General features: G+C 70.0%; 11 protein-coding genes. 7 read left to right on the top strand and 4 right to left on the bottom strand.

The features are described 5' to 3' along the window. Positions 1 to 142 precede the first annotated feature (142 nt). The 4 genes from F573_RS0105190 to F573_RS0105175 all read right to left on the bottom strand — a co-directional run bounded on the left by F573_RS0105190 (position 143) and on the right by F573_RS0105175 (position 4,706). Positions 143 to 2,044, bottom strand: a complete 1,902-nt coding sequence (locus F573_RS0105190; RefSeq protein WP_019021712.1) for a diguanylate cyclase — start codon at positions 2,042 to 2,044, stop codon at positions 143 to 145. 91 nt (positions 2,045 to 2,135) lie between these two features. Beyond that, a complete protein-coding gene (locus tag F573_RS0105185) occupies positions 2,136 to 2,894 on the bottom strand; it encodes a molybdopterin-binding protein (protein WP_019021711.1) in 759 nt (252 codons plus the stop codon). Positions 2,895 to 2,942: 48 nt separating this feature from the next. Then, a complete protein-coding gene (gene hemH, locus F573_RS0105180) occupies positions 2,943 to 4,037 on the bottom strand; it encodes a ferrochelatase (protein WP_019021710.1) in 1,095 nt (364 codons plus the stop codon). A 72-nt stretch (positions 4,038 to 4,109) separates the two neighbouring features. Continuing rightward, complete coding sequence (locus F573_RS0105175) at positions 4,110 to 4,706, bottom strand: HNH endonuclease (RefSeq protein WP_019021709.1); 597 nt, start codon at positions 4,704 to 4,706, stop codon at positions 4,110 to 4,112. A 349-nt stretch (positions 4,707 to 5,055) separates the two neighbouring features. On the opposite strand from F573_RS0105175, the gene F573_RS0105170 reads away from it, so the two are divergent. The 7 genes from F573_RS0105170 (at position 5,056) to hrpA (ending at position 16,929) form a co-directional block, all read left to right on the top strand. Next, positions 5,056 to 6,186 carry an NAD(P) transhydrogenase subunit alpha gene (locus F573_RS0105170; protein WP_019021708.1) on the top strand — a complete coding sequence of 377 codons (1,131 nt, stop codon included), beginning with the start codon at positions 5,056 to 5,058 and terminating at the stop codon, positions 6,184 to 6,186. Further along, positions 6,183 to 6,491: an NAD(P) transhydrogenase subunit alpha gene (locus tag F573_RS0105165; RefSeq protein ID WP_018869261.1), complete on the top strand. Its 309-nt coding sequence runs from the start codon at positions 6,183 to 6,185 to the stop codon at positions 6,489 to 6,491. Before F573_RS0105170 ends, F573_RS0105165 begins: the two co-directional genes overlap by 4 nt. Next, positions 6,488 to 7,876, top strand: a complete 1,389-nt coding sequence (locus F573_RS0105160) for an NAD(P)(+) transhydrogenase (Re/Si-specific) subunit beta (protein WP_018869260.1) — start codon at positions 6,488 to 6,490, stop codon at positions 7,874 to 7,876. The genes F573_RS0105165 and F573_RS0105160 overlap by 4 nt, the downstream gene beginning before the upstream one ends. A 394-nt stretch (positions 7,877 to 8,270) precedes the next feature. Continuing rightward, positions 8,271 to 10,505, top strand: a complete 2,235-nt coding sequence (locus tag F573_RS0105155; protein WP_019021707.1) for a primosomal protein N' — start codon at positions 8,271 to 8,273, stop codon at positions 10,503 to 10,505. Between the two features lie 94 nt (positions 10,506 to 10,599). Next, entirely contained in the window at positions 10,600 to 12,363 is a 1,764-nt protein-coding gene (gene argS, locus F573_RS0105150) for an arginine--tRNA ligase (protein ID WP_019021706.1), read from the top strand. 4 nt (positions 12,364 to 12,367) lie between these two features. After that, positions 12,368 to 12,970, top strand: a complete 603-nt coding sequence (locus tag F573_RS0105145) for an SPOR domain-containing protein (RefSeq protein ID WP_019021705.1) — start codon at positions 12,368 to 12,370, stop codon at positions 12,968 to 12,970. A 2-nt stretch (positions 12,971 to 12,972) separates the two neighbouring features. Next, the gene (gene hrpA / locus F573_RS0105140) at positions 12,973 to 16,929 is read left to right on the top strand and encodes an ATP-dependent RNA helicase HrpA (protein ID WP_019021704.1); all 3,957 of its coding nucleotides are present in this window, start codon (positions 12,973 to 12,975) and stop codon (positions 16,927 to 16,929) included. The last annotated feature ends 16 nt before the right edge of the window (positions 16,930 to 16,945 follow it).

Here is a 16,945-nt window from a genome sequence, read left to right as displayed (position 1 = left end):
ATAGGGGTGCCGATATCGGCGGGACGTGCTTTCATGAACGGGCGGATTGTCTTGCGGGCCCGCCAACCGGAGCGCGGCGGGCATCACTTCGAATATAACCCGTTCCCGCCCTCCCGCAAAGCATCCGCCCTCCGGCCGCGAATCACCCGCCCGCGCCGGCGCCCGCGGTCGCATCACCCACGAGCATGACACGGTTGCGCCCGGCGTCCTTCGCCTCGTACAGGGCGGCGTCCGCGGCGTCGATCAGGGCATCGGGTTCGCTCACGGGCTCCGGCCAGGTAGCCACTCCGACGGAGGTGGTGACGGTGCCCAGGCTGCGCCCCTGGTGGAACAGGGCGAGTTCGGCGATGGCCTCGCGCAGTTCCTCGGCGCGGTCGCGGGCCCGGTCGCCGTCCGCCTCCGGCAGAATGACCAGGAACTCCTCCCCGCCCAGCCGGCAGGGCAGCTCGGCCCCGGTGAACAGCTTCTGCAGCAGATGGGCGACCGCCACCAGCACCACGTCACCGGCATCGTGGCCGTAGGTGTCGTTGAACTGCTTGAAGTGGTCGACGTCCAGCATCAGCACCGACAGCGGCCGTTCGGCCCGCCGGCAGCGTTCCACCTCGGGCTCGAGCGTCTCGTCGACGAAACGCCGGTTGTACAGGCCGGTCAGCGGATCACGGATGGTCAGGTTGCGCAGGGCCTCGCGCAGGCGGATGTTGGACAGCGCCAGCCCCAGACGCGCCGCGGTGGCGTCCACCAGGCGTTCGCTTTCACCCGCGCTTTCGCCCGGGGAAGCCCCGTGCGCCCCGCCCGCCACGTGCAGGACCCCCAGCGTCTTGCCTTCGGCATGCATGGGGGCGCAGATGGAGTCGATCTCCGAATTGCCGTCATGTCGGCAGGCGGGGTTGCGGGCCTCCGGATCATAGACCCAGGTCCGGCCGAGCCGCAGGGCCCAGCAGTCGTCCGGCGCAAAGGTGTCGGGGTGTTCCTCGTGATACTCGCCCCAGCCGGTGATGCGCTCCAGCGAGCGCCCGTCTTCGCTGAACAGATAGACCGTACCGGACAGCCCGGCGAACAGTTCGCCCAGGGAACGCTGGATGATCGCACGGGTTTCATCGAGGGTGCGGCAGGACTGCAGCAGATCGGTCAGCTCGTTGAGGATGGTCATTTCCTTGCGCTGGCGCTCGAGGCTCGCGGCGCGCTCGGTCGCCGCGTCACTGGCGCGGGCCAGCTGGTCGGTGCGCTCGCGCACCTTCTCCTCCAGCTCGTCCCGGGCCCGGCTGAGCTTCTGCTGGGTGGCCTCCTGTTCCTGCTCGTATTGCTCCAGGTTCTCCACCATGCGGTCGAAGGCCCCCGCCAGCGTGGTCAGCTCGCTGGCCCCGTGGATATCCCCCACCCGCACGTTCAGCCGCCCGTCCGAGATCTGCCGCGCGGCGCTGGCCAGCCGCCCCACCGGACGTCGCACGGCCACCTCGCCGAGCAGCCAGGCGATGCCCAGCGCGAACAGAAACACGGCGCCCAGAAGCAGCAGTGTGCGCTGGAACAACGCATCCACTTCGGAAAACAGCACGTCGGTGGACAGGCCGACGGTCACGATCCGGCGCCCATCATCGCTGCCGAAGACGGTGTAGGCGTAGCCGCGAGTCACGCCATCCAGACCCGCGCTCTCCAGGGTCCCGGCATGACCGCCCTGCGTCCGCACTTCACGCAGCAGGTCCGCCTCGGCCGAGTCGCCTCCGGCCGGCCCGGCGGTGTCGGGGGCACGCGCGAGCACCCGGCCTTCCGGGTCCCAGAGCGTGGCGACGGGCGTGCGCACGGCGGCGCGGTCCATCGCGGTCAGGTGCTCCACGGCCCCCAGCGGGTCCTCGTGTCCCGCTTCCACCCGCTCCCGGATCACCGCGGCCAGGGTGGCGAGGTTCTCGGCCGCCTGACGGGAATTGATCTCCCGCGCCTCCACGGCGGAGTGGATGATCACCAGGGCGACCGGAATCATGGAGAGCAGGGTGAGCAGAATGAGACGGCTGCGGATCCCCGACAGCCAGACGTGATAAAGGTTCTTCATCGGCAGGTCCCCCGATTTCGGGGTCCAAGTTAGCGCATTTTGGCGCGACCGTCGCACCCTCCCGGCGGCGGACCGGTCCGCACGGGCGTTCTCAGTGCTCGAGGAAGCCGCCGTCCACCAGATGGCGCCGCAGGGCAGCGCGGGCCTCGGTCACGCGCGGCGCGGGCCCCCGCAGCCCCAGCTCCACCTGCGGGGCCCCGTCGCGCATGCGCGGCAGGCAGGAGATGCGCAGGTCGGGGAAGGCCGCTTCCATGGCCTCCAGCACCGGGACCAGGCGGCTCTCGGTCACGCCTTCCAGCGTCAGGCCCTCCTCCACCGCGCCGGCGGAGGCATCGCGGCCCGGAAAGCGCTGGTCCAGGACCCAGCGGATCATCGGCTTGGCCATGTCGGGGAAACCGGGCACGCAGTGATGGCGGGCGCAGGAGAAGCCCGGGATGCCGTTGACCGGGTTGGGGATCAGTTCGGCCCCTTCCGGCAGGTCGGCCATGCGCACGCGATGCGGCCGGGCCTCGGCACCGAAGCGCCGCTCCAGCAGCTCGATGAATTCGGGATGGGGCTGCAGTGACAGCCCGAGGGCCTCGGCCAGGCAGGCCCGGGTGCGGTCATCCGGGGTCGCGCCGATGCCACCGAAGCTGAACACATCGGCCCCGGTGTCCGCGGTCTCGCGGAAGGTCCGCGTGAGGCGCGCGGGGTCATCCCCGACGATGCGCAGCCAGGCGAGTTCCAGGCCCTTCTCCGCCAGCGCGGCGGTGAGGTTGGCCTGGTGGCGGTCGCGCCGCTTCCCGCTGAGGATCTCGTCGCCGATGATGACCGCGCCGATCTCGATGTTGCGTCCGTCGTGGGGCTCCATCCCGCCCTGCTCTCCCCTGCTGTCATGCCGGTGGCGGCACCGGTCCGTTCAGTTCTCCGCGCCCAGCGCCAGGGCGCGTTCGCGGGCCGCCGCCCGCTGCTCGGGGCTATTGTCCGGATCCCCGAGCCACGGCGCCAGATGCCGCCCGGCGAGTTCGGCCAGGAACTGCAGATGGTCGTCGCGATCGTTGAGCGCGGGGATGTAATGGAAACGCTCGCCGCCGGCCTCGAGGAAGATCTCGCGGTTCTCGTCGGCGATCTCCTCCAGGGTCTCCAGGCAGTCGGCGGAAAAGCCGGGGCAGATCACGTCCACCGAACGCACGCCCTGGCCCGGGAGCGCCTCCATGGTCTTGTCGGTGTAGGGCTGCAGCCACTCCTCGCGGCCGAAGCGCGACTGGAAGGTGACCTGCCACTGGTCGTCCTCGAGCCCCAGGGCCTGCGCCAGCTTGTGCCCGGTGGCATGGCACAGGCAGTGGTAGGGGTCGCCGTTGAGCAGATAGCGCTTCGGCACGCCATGGAAGGACATCACCAGCCGTTCGGGCTGGCCGTGCTCCTCCCAGTGTTCGCGCACGCTGTTCGCCAGCGCCCGGATGTAGCCCTCCTCGGCGTCGTAGCTGGCGACGAACTGCAGATCCGGCACCCAGCGCCAGCCCTTCAGCACCTCCGCCACGGCGTCAAAGGTCGAGCCCGTGGTTGAACCGGAATACTGCGGATACAGCGGCAGCACCACGACCCGCCGCACGCCCTGGCGCCGCAGCTCGTCCAGCCCTTCCTCGATCGACGGGTTGCCGTAACGCATGCCCAGCGCCACCGGCACGTCCTCGCCGGTCTGCTCCGCCAGGCGCGCGCGCACCCCCGCCGTCTGGCGTCGGCCGATGGCCAGCAGCGGCGAACCTTCGTCGGTCCACACGGTGGCGTATTTCGCCGCGCTGCGCCGCGGACGCACGTTGAGGATGATCCCGTTGAGGATCAGCCACCAGATCGGCCGCGGCACCTCGACCACGCGGGGATCCCACAGGAACTGCTTGAGGTAGCGCCGCAGTGCCGGCGCGGTGGGTTCATCGGGGGTCCCCAGGTTGGTGAGCAGCACGCCGGCGTCGCGCGCCTGGCCGTGGCGGTAATCCGACTCTCCGAAGTACTTCATGACGTTCCTTAATGGCTGGATCCGGCGATTCATGGGAGTCCCGGCCACCGTCAAAGGTTCGACCGGAACGCATCAGGATAGCGCGTCGCCCTCGAGACGTCCCCGCAGCGGGCTGGTCCGCGGGAAATGGGCCTGCAGGAATTCCATCTGGTCCGCCAGCACCCGGCGTCCCTTCAGGTAGATGTACTCGGCATGCGTGGGCGTGAACGGGATCGCCAGCAGCTGCATGCCGGCCTGTTCCGGTGTGCGGTCGGCCTTGTGGTTGTTGCAGCGCTTGCAGGCGGTGACCACGTTCTTCCACATGTCCTGCCCCTGCTGGCTGACCGGGGTCACATGATCGCGCGACAGCTCGCGGGCGGGGAAATGGCGGCCGCAGTAGAGACACAGGTGGGCGTCGCGCCGGAACAGGGTGGGATTGTTGAGCGGGGGGACGTAGTTATCGCCCTGGCGGGCGCGGGTACCGTGGGTGGCGATGATGGAGTTGACCTCCACCGAGGACTGGCGGCCGGAACGCGCGTTGATGCCGCCGCGCACGCGATAAAGCGGTCGGCCGCAGGCGTAGGCCACCTGCTCGCAGTAATAAAGCCGCACGGCCTGTTCCAGGCCGATCCATTCCAGCGGCATCCCGGAGGCATCCGTGCGCAGGACCTGATGCTCGGTCGGTAACATGACCTCGCCCACCCTCAAGGAAACACGGATTTCCTCACGCGGCTCACGGTTCCGGCGACCCCCGCGCCCGTGAACAAACCGGTGCTTCCTCGGCACGTATACGCACAATAAACGGCGTCGGCGCGCAATACAATTTCATCCACATGAATCGTCCCGTCGCCATACTCCGGCCCGGACTCCGGTTTATGCGCGACGGCGATTCCGCTACACTCACGGGCTCGTTTTTCGCTGCGGGGCGCTTTCGGCCCTGCGGCATCCGGTTTTTCCACCACCCGCGAGCGCGGTCGTGCCTCCCTTTGCCATTGGGGCCATCGGGATTGCGGGAACGCACGGCCCGGGGAGAAAGCGCATGGCAATCAGACTAACCGTACCCAAGGAGAGTGCCAGCGGCGAACGCCGTGTCGCACTGGATCCGCTGGTCACCGGCAAATTCGGCCAGCTGGGCGTGACCGTTCAGGTCGAGAAGGGCGCCGGCGAAGCCGCCGGTTTCCCCGATTCGGCCTACGAGGGCGCCTCCCTGCTGGACACCGAGGCCGCCTATTCACAGTCGGACATCATGGTCCGCGTGGCGCCGCCCACGGTCGAAGAGGTCAACCAGCTGCCGGAAGGCTCCACGCTGGTGGGCCTGTTCCACGCCCATCGTCATCCCGAGGTCGTCCGGGCCATGCAGGAGCGGCGCATCCAGAGCTTCGCGATGGAGCTGATTCCGCGCATCTCGCGCGCGCAGAGCATGGACGCGCTGTCCTCACAGGCGGCCGTGGTCGGTTACAAGGGCGCCATCCAGGGCGCCGACCTGGCCTGCCGGTTCTTCCCGATGCTGACCACCGCGGCCGGCACCATCCGCCCGGCCAAGGTGATCGTGATCGGCGCCGGCGTGGCCGGGCTGCAGGCCATCGCCACGGCCAAGCGCCTGGGCGCGATCGTCGAGGCCTACGACGTGCGCTCGGCGACCAAGGAGCAGGTGGAATCACTGGGCGCGAAGTTCCTCGACCTGGGCGTATCCGCCGAGGGCGAGGGCGGCTACGCCCGCGAACTGACCGCCGAGGAAAAGAAGCAGCAGCAGGATGCGCTGGGCGAATTCATCGCGCAGGCCGACGTGCTGATCACCACCGCGGCGATCCCGGGCCGCGAGTCCCCGAAGCTGGTGCCCGAAGACATGGTCAAGGGCATGAAATCCGGCGCGGTGATCGTGGACCTGGCCTCGGAAGGCGGTGGCAACTGCGTGCTGACGCAGCCCGGCGAGACCATCACCCAGCACGGCGTAATCATCCACGGCCCGCTGAACGTGCCGTCGCAGGTTCCGCTGCATGCCTCCGAGATGTATGCCAAGAACCTGCTGAATTTCCTGACCCCGATGCTTCCCGAGGGCGAATTCCAGCCCGATTGGGAAGACGAGGTCATCGCCCAGAGCGTGCTCACGCGTGACGGCGAGATCGTGCATGCCGCCACCCGTGATGCCATCCAGGGAGCTTCCTCATGATCGAGATCTCAGGTTTCGTAGCGCTGTATATCTTCATGCTCGCGGCCTTCACGGGCTTCGAGGTGATCTCCAAGGTGCCGGTCATCCTGCATACCCCGCTGATGTCCGGTTCCAACTTCGTCCACGGGATCGTCCTGGTCGGGACCATGGTCGCGCTGGGCCACGCCCAGACGCCGCTGGAGCAGGCGATCGGCTTTATCGCCGTGATCCTGGCCGCGGGTAACGCGGCCGGCGGCTACGTGGTCACCGAACGCATGCTGGAGATGTTCAAGTCCAGCAAGGACGACAAGGGAGACAAGGCATGAGTCTGATCATCAACCTCGCCTACTTCGTGGCGGCGGTGCTGTTCATCGTCGGCCTGAAGCAGATGTCGTCGCCGACCACCGCCCGGCCCGGCATCATCTGGGCCGGTGTCGGCATGCTGCTGGCCACTCTCATCACCTTCGTGCACCCGGAGATCTCCGGCGGCGTGAACTACACCCTGATCGTTCTGGGTATCGCCATCGGCGGCGCGCTGGCCTGGTGGAGCGGCAAGAAGGTCCAGATGACCGACATGCCGCAGATGATCGCGCTGTACAACGGCATGGGCGGCGGCGCCGCGGCCGGCATCGGCGCAATCTACCTGCTGCAGGCCACCCCCGAAACGGTCACCACCACCGGCCTCGCCATCGCGGTGATCGGCTCGGTGATCGGCTCGGTGGCGTTCTCCGGCTCGCTGGTGGCCTACGCCAAGCTGCAGGGCCTGATGAAGAAGACCCTTAACTTCCCCGGGCAGCAGCTGCTGAACCTGGTGATCATCGCCCTGGTGGTGATCCTCGGCTTCATGATGGCGCTGGGCGACGGCACCATCGGCGGCGGCACACTGCTGGCGTTCTTCATCCTTTCGCTGGCCTTCGGTGTGCTGATGACCCTGCCGATCGGCGGCGCCGACATGCCGGTGGTCATCTCGCTGTACAACGCCCTGACCGGCCTGGCCGTCGGCTTCAAGGGCATCGTGCTCGACAACCCGGCCCTGATGATCGCGGGTATCGTGGTCGGTGCCGCCGGCTCGCTGCTGACGCAGCTGATGGCCCAAGCCATGAACCGGCCGCTGAAGAATATCCTCTTCAGTCAGTTCGGTGGTGGTTCCGCCGCCGCGGAAGAGGAGATCGAAGGCACGATGAAGGAGATCCAGGCCAACGACGCCGGGATCATGATGGCCTACTCCAGCAAGGTAATCATCGTGCCCGGCTACGGCATGGCCGTCGCCCAGGCCCAGCACAAGATCTGGGAGCTGACCGAGCTGCTGCAGAAGCGCGGCGTGGACGTGAAGTTCGCGATCCACCCGGTGGCCGGCCGCATGCCCGGGCACATGAACGTGCTGCTGGCCGAGGCCGGCGTGCCGTACGACATCATCTATGACCTCGACGAGATCAACGACGAGTTCAAGACCGCCGATGTCGCGATGGTGATCGGGGCGAACGACGTGGTGAATCCGGTCGCCCGGACCAACCCCGATTCGCCGATCTACGGCATGCCCATCCTCAACGCCGACGAGGCGCAGAACGTTATCTGCGTCAAGCGCGGCCGCGGTTCCGGTTTCTCCGGCATCGAGAACCACCTGTTCTATGCCGAGAACAACCGCATGCTGTACGGCGACGGCCAGAAGGTCGCCGCGGAGCTGGTGGCCAGCGTCAAGGCGCTCGGCTGAAGCTCGCGGCCGGAGGGCGGCATCGCCGCCCCTCCGGGACGCCCCGGACGGACCCGGAGACCCGGCCCCTGTGGCCGGGTTTTTTGTGCCGGCACGCCGTGCGCGGCCCGCAACTTGTACACAACCCCTACAGGTCCCGCGCTCGCCCGGCGACCATGGCGCACTTGCAGCAACGTGCGCTCAAACGAGCTTACATAATCTCGATATGTCTTTGTTTTTTAAGTTTTTCTTAGAAAGATGGTCATTCCGTAACCAATTTGTCATCGTCCGCGACAGTACAAGGGTTTAGGAAGTTTCCCACCGCTTCTTCCACAGAGTTATCCACAGGTTCTGTGGAAAACCTCGCCCCACCCACGGACTCGGGAGGCGTGGCCACGTCGCGTACACTGACCCCATGCCCGACACCCCCTCATCCACACCGTCCATCGTCCGGGTCGCCATCGACCGCCCGCTGGACCGCCTGTTCGACTATCGCACGCCGCCGGATCGCGACGTGCGGCCCGGCATGCGCGTGCGGGTCCCGTTCGGCCCCACCCGCCTGACCGGGGTGGTGATCGAAACGGGGGTCACCAGCGAGATGGAACCCGAGCGCCTGCGTGCGGTCAGCGAAGTGCTGGACGCCACCCCGATCCTCCCCGACTCGCTGCGTGAACTGCTCGGCTTCGGTGGCCGGTACTACCACCATCCGATCGGCGAGGTGGTGCTGGGGGCCCTGCCACCCGCCCTGCGTCGCGGCCGGCCACTCCCGCAAGCCGCCACGCCCGATCCGCTGTGGGCGGTAACCGAGCAGGGACACCGCGCCCTGGCCGACGGCGCCGTGCGCGGCGAACGCCAGCGCGCCATCCTCGCGGCGCTGGCCGACCCCGACAGCGCCCCCGGTGGTCGCCTTGATCGTCCGACCCTGGCCGGCATCCTCGGCCGCCGACCCGCCCCGCGCGAGCTGGAACGCCTCGCCGAACGCGGCTGGCTGGAGTGCCGCGCCCCGGAACACACGACGGATGCCCCGCCGGAGGCCGATAGCGCGGCGGGGCGCCCGCTGACCCCCGAACAGCAGGCCGCGGTGGACGCGCTCACCCCCGGCGAAGCCCGACCCCTGCTGCTGGAGGGCGTGACCGGCTCCGGCAAGACCGAGGTCTACCTGCGCATGGCGGAACGGGTCGTCGCGCGTGGCGAGCAGGTCCTGGTGCTGATCCCCGAAATCGCCCTGACCCCGCAGCTGGCAGCCCGTATCCAGGCGCGTTTCCCCGGCCGGGTCGCGCTGCTGCACTCCGGCCTGGCCGAGGGCGAACGGCTGCGGGCCTGGGCCAGCGCGGCCCGCGGCGAAGCGCGGGTGGTGGTCGGCACCCGTTCGGCGCTGTTCACGCCGCTGCCCGAACCCGGCCTGATCGTGGTCGACGAGGAGCACGACGCCGCGTTCAAACAGCAGGACGGCTTTCGCTACAACGCCCGCGACCTCGCGATCAAGCGCGGCCAGCTGGAGGCCATCCCGGTGGTGCTGGGCTCGGCCACGCCGACCCTGGAGACCCTGCAGGCCGCCCGCCAGGGCCGCTACACCCACTGCCCGCTGCGCACCCGCCCCGACGGCACGGCCCCGCCGCGGATCGAGGCCGTGGACACCCGGGTCCACACCCCCGACGAGGGGCTGACCTCGCCGCTGCTGGACGCCATGCAGGCCACCCTCGCCGGCGGTCAGCAATGCTTCGTCCTGCTCAACCGGCGGGGCTATGCCCGCACGCTCGCCTGCGATCACTGCGGCTGGGTGGCCGACTGCCGCCACTGCGATGCCCGCCTCACCGTGCACGCCGGCAACCCGCGGGCGGTCTGTCACCTGTGCGGGCACCACGAACCGGTCCCCGACCGCTGCCCCGACTGCGGGGCCGAACTGGCCCGCCGGGGGCTGGGCACCCAGCGCCTGGAACAGGCCCTGGCGCGGCACTTCCCGCAGACCCCGCTGATCCGGCTGGACCGCGACAGCATCCGCCACAAGGGCGCGCTGGAGGAAGCCCTGGAGCGCATCCGTTCGCTGGACGCGGCGATCGTGGTCGGCACCCAGATGCTGGCCAAGGGCCACGACTTCCCGCGCGTGGGACTGGTGGGCGTGGTGGACGTCGACCAGGGACTGTACTCGGTGGACCTGCGCGCCGCCGAACACACCCTGCAGCTGATCGTGCAGGCCGCCGGGCGCGCCGGACGCGGCGAAGCCGGCGGACGGATGCTCCTGCAGACAGGGCACCCGGAGCATCCTCTGATACGCGGTCTGGACGCCGCGGACTACACCGCCATGGTGCGCCCCCTGCTGGACGAACGCGCGGAGAGCGGCTTCCCGCCCTTCGGTCATCTGGCCCTGGTGCGGGTGGAGGCCGAGGACGCGAACACCGCGGAGACCCGCGCCGGCGAGGTGGCCGCGCCCCTGCGCCACGCGGCTGCGCCCGGCGTGCGCGTCCTGGGTCCTGCCCCGGCCCCGCGCCACCGCGTGAACCGGCGCTACCGCGAGCAGATCCTGGTGCAGTCCGGCGACCGCCGTGCCCTGCACGCGACCCTGCATCAGGCGCGCCGGGCCTGGGAGGGGCTGACCCTGCCGCGCGAGGTGCGCATCGCGCTCGACGTGGATCCGGTCAGTCTCGCCTGAAGCGGTCCTGTTCGCCTGCAAGCAGGCGAACAGGGCGGCATCGAGGGCCCCAAGGGGTTAGAATACGCGTTTTGCCAGCACGGACCCGCGACCCTTGAAAGACACCCTGACCCAGGCCCTGGAAACCGCCCTCGCAACCCTCGTCGCCGACGGCCGCGTGCCGGCCGATCATGGCGTGTCGGTGGAGGTCAGCCGCGCGCGCGACCGCGAGCACGGCGACTTCGCCAGCAACCTCGCCATGCAGCTGGCCAAACCCGCGCGCAGCAAGCCGCGCGACCTGGCCGAGGCCCTGACCGCCGCAATGCCCGAGGTCCCCGGCCTGGCCAGCACCGAGATCGCCGGTCCCGGCTTCATCAACTTCCGCCTGGCCGCCGATGCGCGCACGCAGGTGCTGGGGCACATCGCGGAACGGGCCGGCGATTTCGGCCGCTCGAACGCCGGCGGCGGACGCCCGGTGCAGGTGGAATTCGTCTCCGCCAACCCCACCGGGCCGCTGCACGTGGGTCATGGCCGCGGGGCGGCGTTCGGCGCGACGGTCGCCGACCTGCTGGACTTCTCCGGCTACGACGTCACCCGCGAGTACTACGTCAACGACGCCGGGCGGCAGATGAACATCCTCGCGGTCAGCGTGTGGATGCGCTATCTCGAGCGCCACGGCGTGGAACTCCCGTTCCCGGCCAACGGCTACCGGGGCGACTACATCTACCCCGTCGCCGATACCCTGACCCGGCACATCGGCGACCGCGGCGTGCATCCGGCCGCGGACGTCACCCGTGACCTGCCGCCCGACGAACCCGACGGCGGCGAAAAGGAGACCTACATCGACGCGCTGGTGACGCGCGCACGGGACCTTCTGGGCGAGGCGCTGTGGGACGAGTTCTTCGAAGGCGGCCTGAACGCCATCCTCGAGGACATCCGCGACGACCTGCGCGAGTTCGGGGTGGAATACCAGTGCTGGTTCTCCGAACGCAGCCTGGCCGACTCCGGCGCGATCGATGCCGCGGTCGCGGAACTGCGCGAACGCGGCGCGCTGTATGAACAGGACGGCGCACTGTGGTTTCGCTCCAGCGACTTTGGTGACGACAAGGACCGCGTGGTGCGCCGCGAGAACGGCGACTACACCTACTTCGCCTCCGATATCGCCTACCACCGCGAGAAGTTCCAGCGCGGCTTCGACCGGGTGATCAACATCTGGGGCGCCGACCACCACGGCTACGTCCCGCGCGTGCGCGCCGCCCTGCAGGCCCTGGGCCTGGAGGCCGACCGCCTGGACGTGCTGCTGGTGCAGTTCGCGATCCTCTACCGCGGGGGCGAACGCCTGCCGATGTCCACCCGCGCCGGGCAGTTCGTCACCCTGCGCGAGCTCCGCGACGAAGTCGGATCGGATGCAGCTCGCTTCTTCTACGTGCAGCGCCGCTGCGACCAGCACCTGGACTTCGACCTCGACCTTGCCAAGTCGCAGTCCAACGACAACCCGATGTACTACATCCAGTACGCCCACGCGCGCATTAGTAGTGTGCTGCGCACCGCGGGCGAACGCGGGCACCAGCCCGCCGCAGCACAGGCCGACGGCCTCGCCGAACGGCTCGTCGAGCCGCACGAGGACGAGCTGCTGGACCGCCTGGACCGCTTCCCCGAGGTGGTCGCGGCCGCCGCGCAGGCCTGCGAGCCGCACCAGATCGCCCAGTACCTGCGCGAACTGGCCGGTGGCTTCCACACCTATTACAACGCCGTGCCGTTCCTCAACGCCGGAGACGACGAGCTGATCCGGGCCCGCCTGGCGCTGGTGACCGGCATCAAGCAGGTGCTGGGTAACGGCCTGCGCCTGCTGGGCGTGCACGCCCCGGAGCAGATGTAACCCCATGGCCCAGGCCCGCAAGGTACGCCGCAAGCCGGCACAAAAGAAAGAACGCGGTCCGCTGCCCGGCTGGGTCTGGCTGCTCGCCGGCCTGCTGATCGGGCTGGGCGTGGCCGCGGTGCTGTACCTCCAGGGGGCGGATCGCCCCGACAGCCTGAGCGACTGGCTGAGCGAACGCGATCGCCCGGCGGCCGAACCGCGCCCGGAACCCGTGCCCGACCCCGCTTCCGAACGCGAGCCCGAGCGCGAGGAGCCGCGCTTTCGCTATTACGAACTCCTGCCCGAAGACGAAGTGACGGTGCCCGACGCGCCCGCCCGCGACGATGCCGATACCGACACCCCGCCCGCACCGCTGGATACACCGGATGCCGACGGGCCGGTGGTGCTGCAGACCGGCTCGTTCCGGCGCGCGGAGCAGGCGGACGAGATGCGCGCCCGGCTGACCCTGCTGGGCCTTTCCCCCGAGGTCCGCGAAGCCGAGATCGACGGCGACACCTGGTACCGCGTGTATCTCGGGCCGTACAGCGATCCCGACCGCACCCGCGAAGTCCTCGAGCGGCTGCGCTCGGAAGGCATCGAGGCCCTGCGCCTGCGCGACCGGGGCTGACCATGGAGACCGGGGAGAGCGCCGCGCCGGATCTCGACGCGCTGTCCGCCGAAGTCGACGGTCTCCAGCGCATTGCCGAACGGCGCGACCTGCAGGACCTGCTCCGCCGCGCGCGACGCCGGCGCGACCGTGGCCAGGCGTTCGACCGCCTGGCCCGCAACCTGCAGCAGCGCCTCGCGACCGAACAGCAACGCGAGGCCGCGGCCGAGGCGCGTCGGCCGCAGCCCGTATATACCGGGGATCTCCCGGTGCACGCGGAACGCGAGCGGATCATCGAGGCGATCCGCACCCACTCCGTGATCGTGCTCTCCGGCGAGACCGGTTCCGGCAAGACCACCCAGCTGCCCAAGCTGTGCCTGGAAGCCGGGCGCGGGCGTGGCGGCCTGATCGGCCACACCCAGCCGCGGCGCATCGCCGCGCGCTCGGTGGCCGCGCGCATCGCGGAGGAGCTGGGCACCCCGCTGGGCGAGGAGTCCGGCGCCGCGGTGGGCTGCAAGGTCCGCTTCTCCGACCGCACCGGGCCGGACAACTTCGTCCGCCTGATGACCGACGGCATGCTGCTGGCCGAGATGGCCCACGACCCCGAGCTGCTGGCCTACGACACCGTCATCGTCGACGAGGCCCACGAGCGCAGCCTCAACATCGACTTCCTGATGGGGGTCCTGCAGCGCCTGGTGCGCAAGCGCCCCGAACTGCGGGTGATCATCACCTCGGCCACCCTGGACCCGGAACGCCTGTCGCGGTTCTTCGACGACGCCCCGATGATCGACGTGCCCGGGCGCACCTACCCGGTGGAGCTGCGCTACCGCCCGCTGGAACCGGATGCCGCAGACGACGACGAAGACGGTGACGGCGGCGAACGCGACCTGTTCACCGGCATCCGCGACGCGGTGCGCGAATGCCGCCGCGCCGGCCCCGGCGACATCCTGGTGTTCCTGCCGGGCGAACGCGAGATCCGCGATGCCCACCGCGCCCTGCGCGGCGAGGAATCCGCGCCCGACACCGAGGTCCTGCCGCTGTACGCCCGGCTGTCGGCGCGCGAGCAGTCGCGAGTGTTCCAGGCGCACTCGGGCCGGCGCATCGTGCTCGCCACCAACGTCGCCGAGACCGCGCTGACGGTCCCCGGCATCCGCTACGTGATCGACTCCGGGCTGGCCCGGGTGTCGCGCTATTCGTGGCGCACGCGGGTGCAGCGGCTGAGCCTCGAACCGGTGTCACAGGCCGCCTGCGACCAGCGCGCCGGCCGCTGCGGCCGCCTCGGGCCGGGGGTCTGCATCCGCCTGTTCTCCGAGGAGGACTACCAGCAGCGCCCGGCCTTCACCGACCCGGAGATCCAGCGCTCCAATCTGGCCTCGGTGATCCTGCAGATGGCCGCGCTGAAACTGGGCGACCCGCGGCGCTTCCCGTTCGTCGACCCGCCGGATTCGCGCCTGATCAAGGACGGCTACCGCCCGCTGGAGGAACTGGGGGCGGTGGATGCCGGCCATCGTCTGCAGGAGCGCGGCCGTCAGCTCTCGCGCATGCCGGTGGATCCGCGCCACGGGGCGATGCTGCTGGCCGGCGCCGAACATGGCTGCGTGACCGAGACCGCCACCATCGCCGCGTTCCTGTCCCTGCAGGACCCGCGCGAGCGCCCCGCCGATGCCACGCAGGCGGCCGACACCGCGCATGCCGAGTTCCGCGTCGAGGGCTCCGACTTCATGGGCATGCTGCGGCTGTGGCAGGCCTGGCACGACGCGCGCGAGGCCCGCGGTTCGAACGCCCTGAAGCGCTGGTGCCGCGAACACTTCCTCAACTTCATGCGCATGCGCGAATGGCAGGAGCTGCGCAGCCAGCTGCTGCGCCTGGCGCGCGACATGGAACTGCACCCGGGCCGCGCGACGGCCGAACCCGAGTCCGTGCACCGCGCCCTGCTGAGCGGGCTGGTCAGCCAGATCGGGCAGAAGACCGAACGCGGCGACTACCTCGGCGCGCGCAACCGCCGCTTCCAGATCCATCCGGGCTCGGTGCTGGCGAAGAAAAAGCCCAACTGGGTGGTCAGCGCGGAGATCGCCGAGACCACCCGGGTGTACGCCCGCGAGAACGCGCGCATCGAACCCGACTGGCTGCTGGAGGTGGCCCCGCACCTGCTGCGCCATCATATCTTCGAACCCCATTTTCAGCGTCGGAGCGGGCGGGTGGGCGCCTACGACCGCATCACCCTCTACGGCCTGGTGGTCGCGGCGAAGAAGCCGGTGGACTTCGCCCGCCACGACCCCGAGGAGGCCCGGCGGATATTCATTCGCGAGGGACTGGTCGGCGGCCAGCTGCGCACCCGTTCGCGCGGCGTGCGCGCCAACCGCGAGGCGGTGGCCGCGATCACCGAGGAGGAGGCCCGCGGCCGGCGCCGCGACCTGCTGGCCGAGGAGGACCGGCTGTTCGAGTTCTACGCCGCGCGCATCCCGGAGGACGTGCGTGACGGCCCGTCGTTCGAGCGCTGGGTGCGCAAACGCGAGCAGAAGGACCCCGACTGCCTGCGCATCGACCCCGCCGAACTGCGCAACGAACCCGAAGAATCCCTGCCGCAGGGCGCCTACCCCGACCACCTCGAACTGGAGGGCCTGCGCCTGCCGCTGCATTACCGCTTCGAGCCCGGGCAGGAAGACGACGGGGTGACCGTGGACGTCCCGGTAGCGGCACTCAACGCGGTGCCGGACTGGCTGGGCGACTGGCTGGTGCCGGGCCTGCTGGAAGAACGGGTCACGGCACTGCTGAAGAGCCTGCCCAAGAGCCTCCGGCGCCAGTTCGTGCCGGCGCCGGACTTCGCCCGCGCCGCGCTGGCCCGGCTGGAGCACCGCCAGGGCCCGCTGCTGCCGGCGCTGGCGGAAGAACTGGAGCGCATGACCGGCACCGCCATCCCGCCCGACGCCTGGCGCCCGGACACGCTCGAACCGCACCTGATCCTGCGCTTTCGCATCCTCGACCCGGACGGGAACGAGCTGACCGCCGGGCGCGACCTGCCGGCGCTCAAGGCCGAACTCGGCGGCACCGCGGAGGCCACCTTCGACCCCGGCCCGACGAGCGGCCCCCAGCGCGAGGGCATCACCGAATGGGACTTCGGCGCGTTGCCGGAGAGCGTGGAGCACGAACACCAGGGCGCCCGCATGCGCGCCTTCCCGGTGCTGGTGGACCGCGGTGACAGCGTGTCACTGGAGCTGGAACCCGACCCCGCCGCGGCCGAGCGCCGCCATCGCGCCGGACTGCGCCGGCTGTTCCTGCTGGCCCTGCGCCCGGCGGTGCGCGATCTCAAGCGCCAGCTGCCGGACATGGACCGTGCCAGCCTGCATTACGCCACGCTGGGACAAGGCCGGGGTGAGGGCATCGCCCTGCGCGACCAGGTACTGGAGGCGGCGGCCGACCGGGTGTTCCTCGCCGACGCCCCGGAACAATGGCCGCGCGATGCCGAGGCCTTCGCCGAGCGACTGGAAGCCGGGCGCAGCGAACTGGGTCCGGCCGCTACCGAACTGGCCCGCCTGGCAGCCGACATCCTCGCCCGCTGGCACGACCTGCGCAGCCGGCTGCACGGCGATCTGCCACTGTCCTGGATCGAGGCGGCGCGCGACATCCGCGATCAGCTCGACGCCCTGGTACCGCCGGACTTCCTGCTGAGCACCCCGCCCGACGTGCTGCCCGAGTTCCCGCGCTACCTGCAGGCCATCGACCGGCGCCTGGAACGCCTGACCCGGGCCCCGGACAAGGACCGCGCCGGCCGGGTGGCCGTGGAACCGCTGTGGCAGAAGGCCCGCGACCTGCTCGAGCGCCGTCCCGACGACCCCGATGTCCTGGCCTTTCGCTATCGCATCGAGGAGTTCCGCGTATCGCAGTTCGCCCAGGAGCTGGGCACCCGCGAAAAGGTCTCGGCACAGCGCCTGGAACGCGAGTACGACACGCTGATCAAACGCTTTGCCGGATCTTTGTAGGCAACGGGAGGGGAGC

Origin of the sequence: Thioalkalivibrio sp. ALE23, from assembly GCF_000378545.1 — a bacterium.
In the GTDB taxonomy this organism is placed as follows: Bacteria; Pseudomonadota; Gammaproteobacteria; order Ectothiorhodospirales; family Ectothiorhodospiraceae; genus Thioalkalivibrio.
Note: the sequence above shows the minus strand (reverse complement) of the source record. Positions and strands in the feature narration are given on the sequence as shown.

Bases quoted from the DNA above. Each gene is read 5' to 3' on its own strand.
- F573_RS0105185 (WP_019021711.1), bottom strand. From the start codon at position 2,894: ATGGAGCCCCACGACGGACGCAACATCGAGATCGGCGCGGTCATCATC.
- hemH (WP_019021710.1), bottom strand. From the start codon at position 4,037: ATGAAGTACTTCGGAGAGTCGGATTACCGCCACGGCCAGGCGCGCGAC.
- F573_RS0105165 (WP_018869261.1), top strand. From the start codon at position 6,183: ATGATCGAGATCTCAGGTTTCGTAGCGCTGTATATCTTCATGCTCGCG.
- F573_RS0105160 (WP_018869260.1), top strand. From the start codon at position 6,488: ATGAGTCTGATCATCAACCTCGCCTACTTCGTGGCGGCGGTGCTGTTC.
- F573_RS0105175 (WP_019021709.1), bottom strand. From the start codon at position 4,706: ATGTTACCGACCGAGCATCAGGTCCTGCGCACGGATGCCTCCGGGATG.
- F573_RS0105145 (WP_019021705.1), top strand. From the start codon at position 12,368: ATGGCCCAGGCCCGCAAGGTACGCCGCAAGCCGGCACAAAAGAAAGAA.
- hrpA (WP_019021704.1), top strand. From the start codon at position 12,973: ATGGAGACCGGGGAGAGCGCCGCGCCGGATCTCGACGCGCTGTCCGCC.
- F573_RS0105190 (WP_019021712.1), bottom strand. From the start codon at position 2,044: ATGAAGAACCTTTATCACGTCTGGCTGTCGGGGATCCGCAGCCGTCTC.
- F573_RS0105170 (WP_019021708.1), top strand. From the start codon at position 5,056: ATGGCAATCAGACTAACCGTACCCAAGGAGAGTGCCAGCGGCGAACGC.
- F573_RS0105155 (WP_019021707.1), top strand. From the start codon at position 8,271: ATGCCCGACACCCCCTCATCCACACCGTCCATCGTCCGGGTCGCCATC.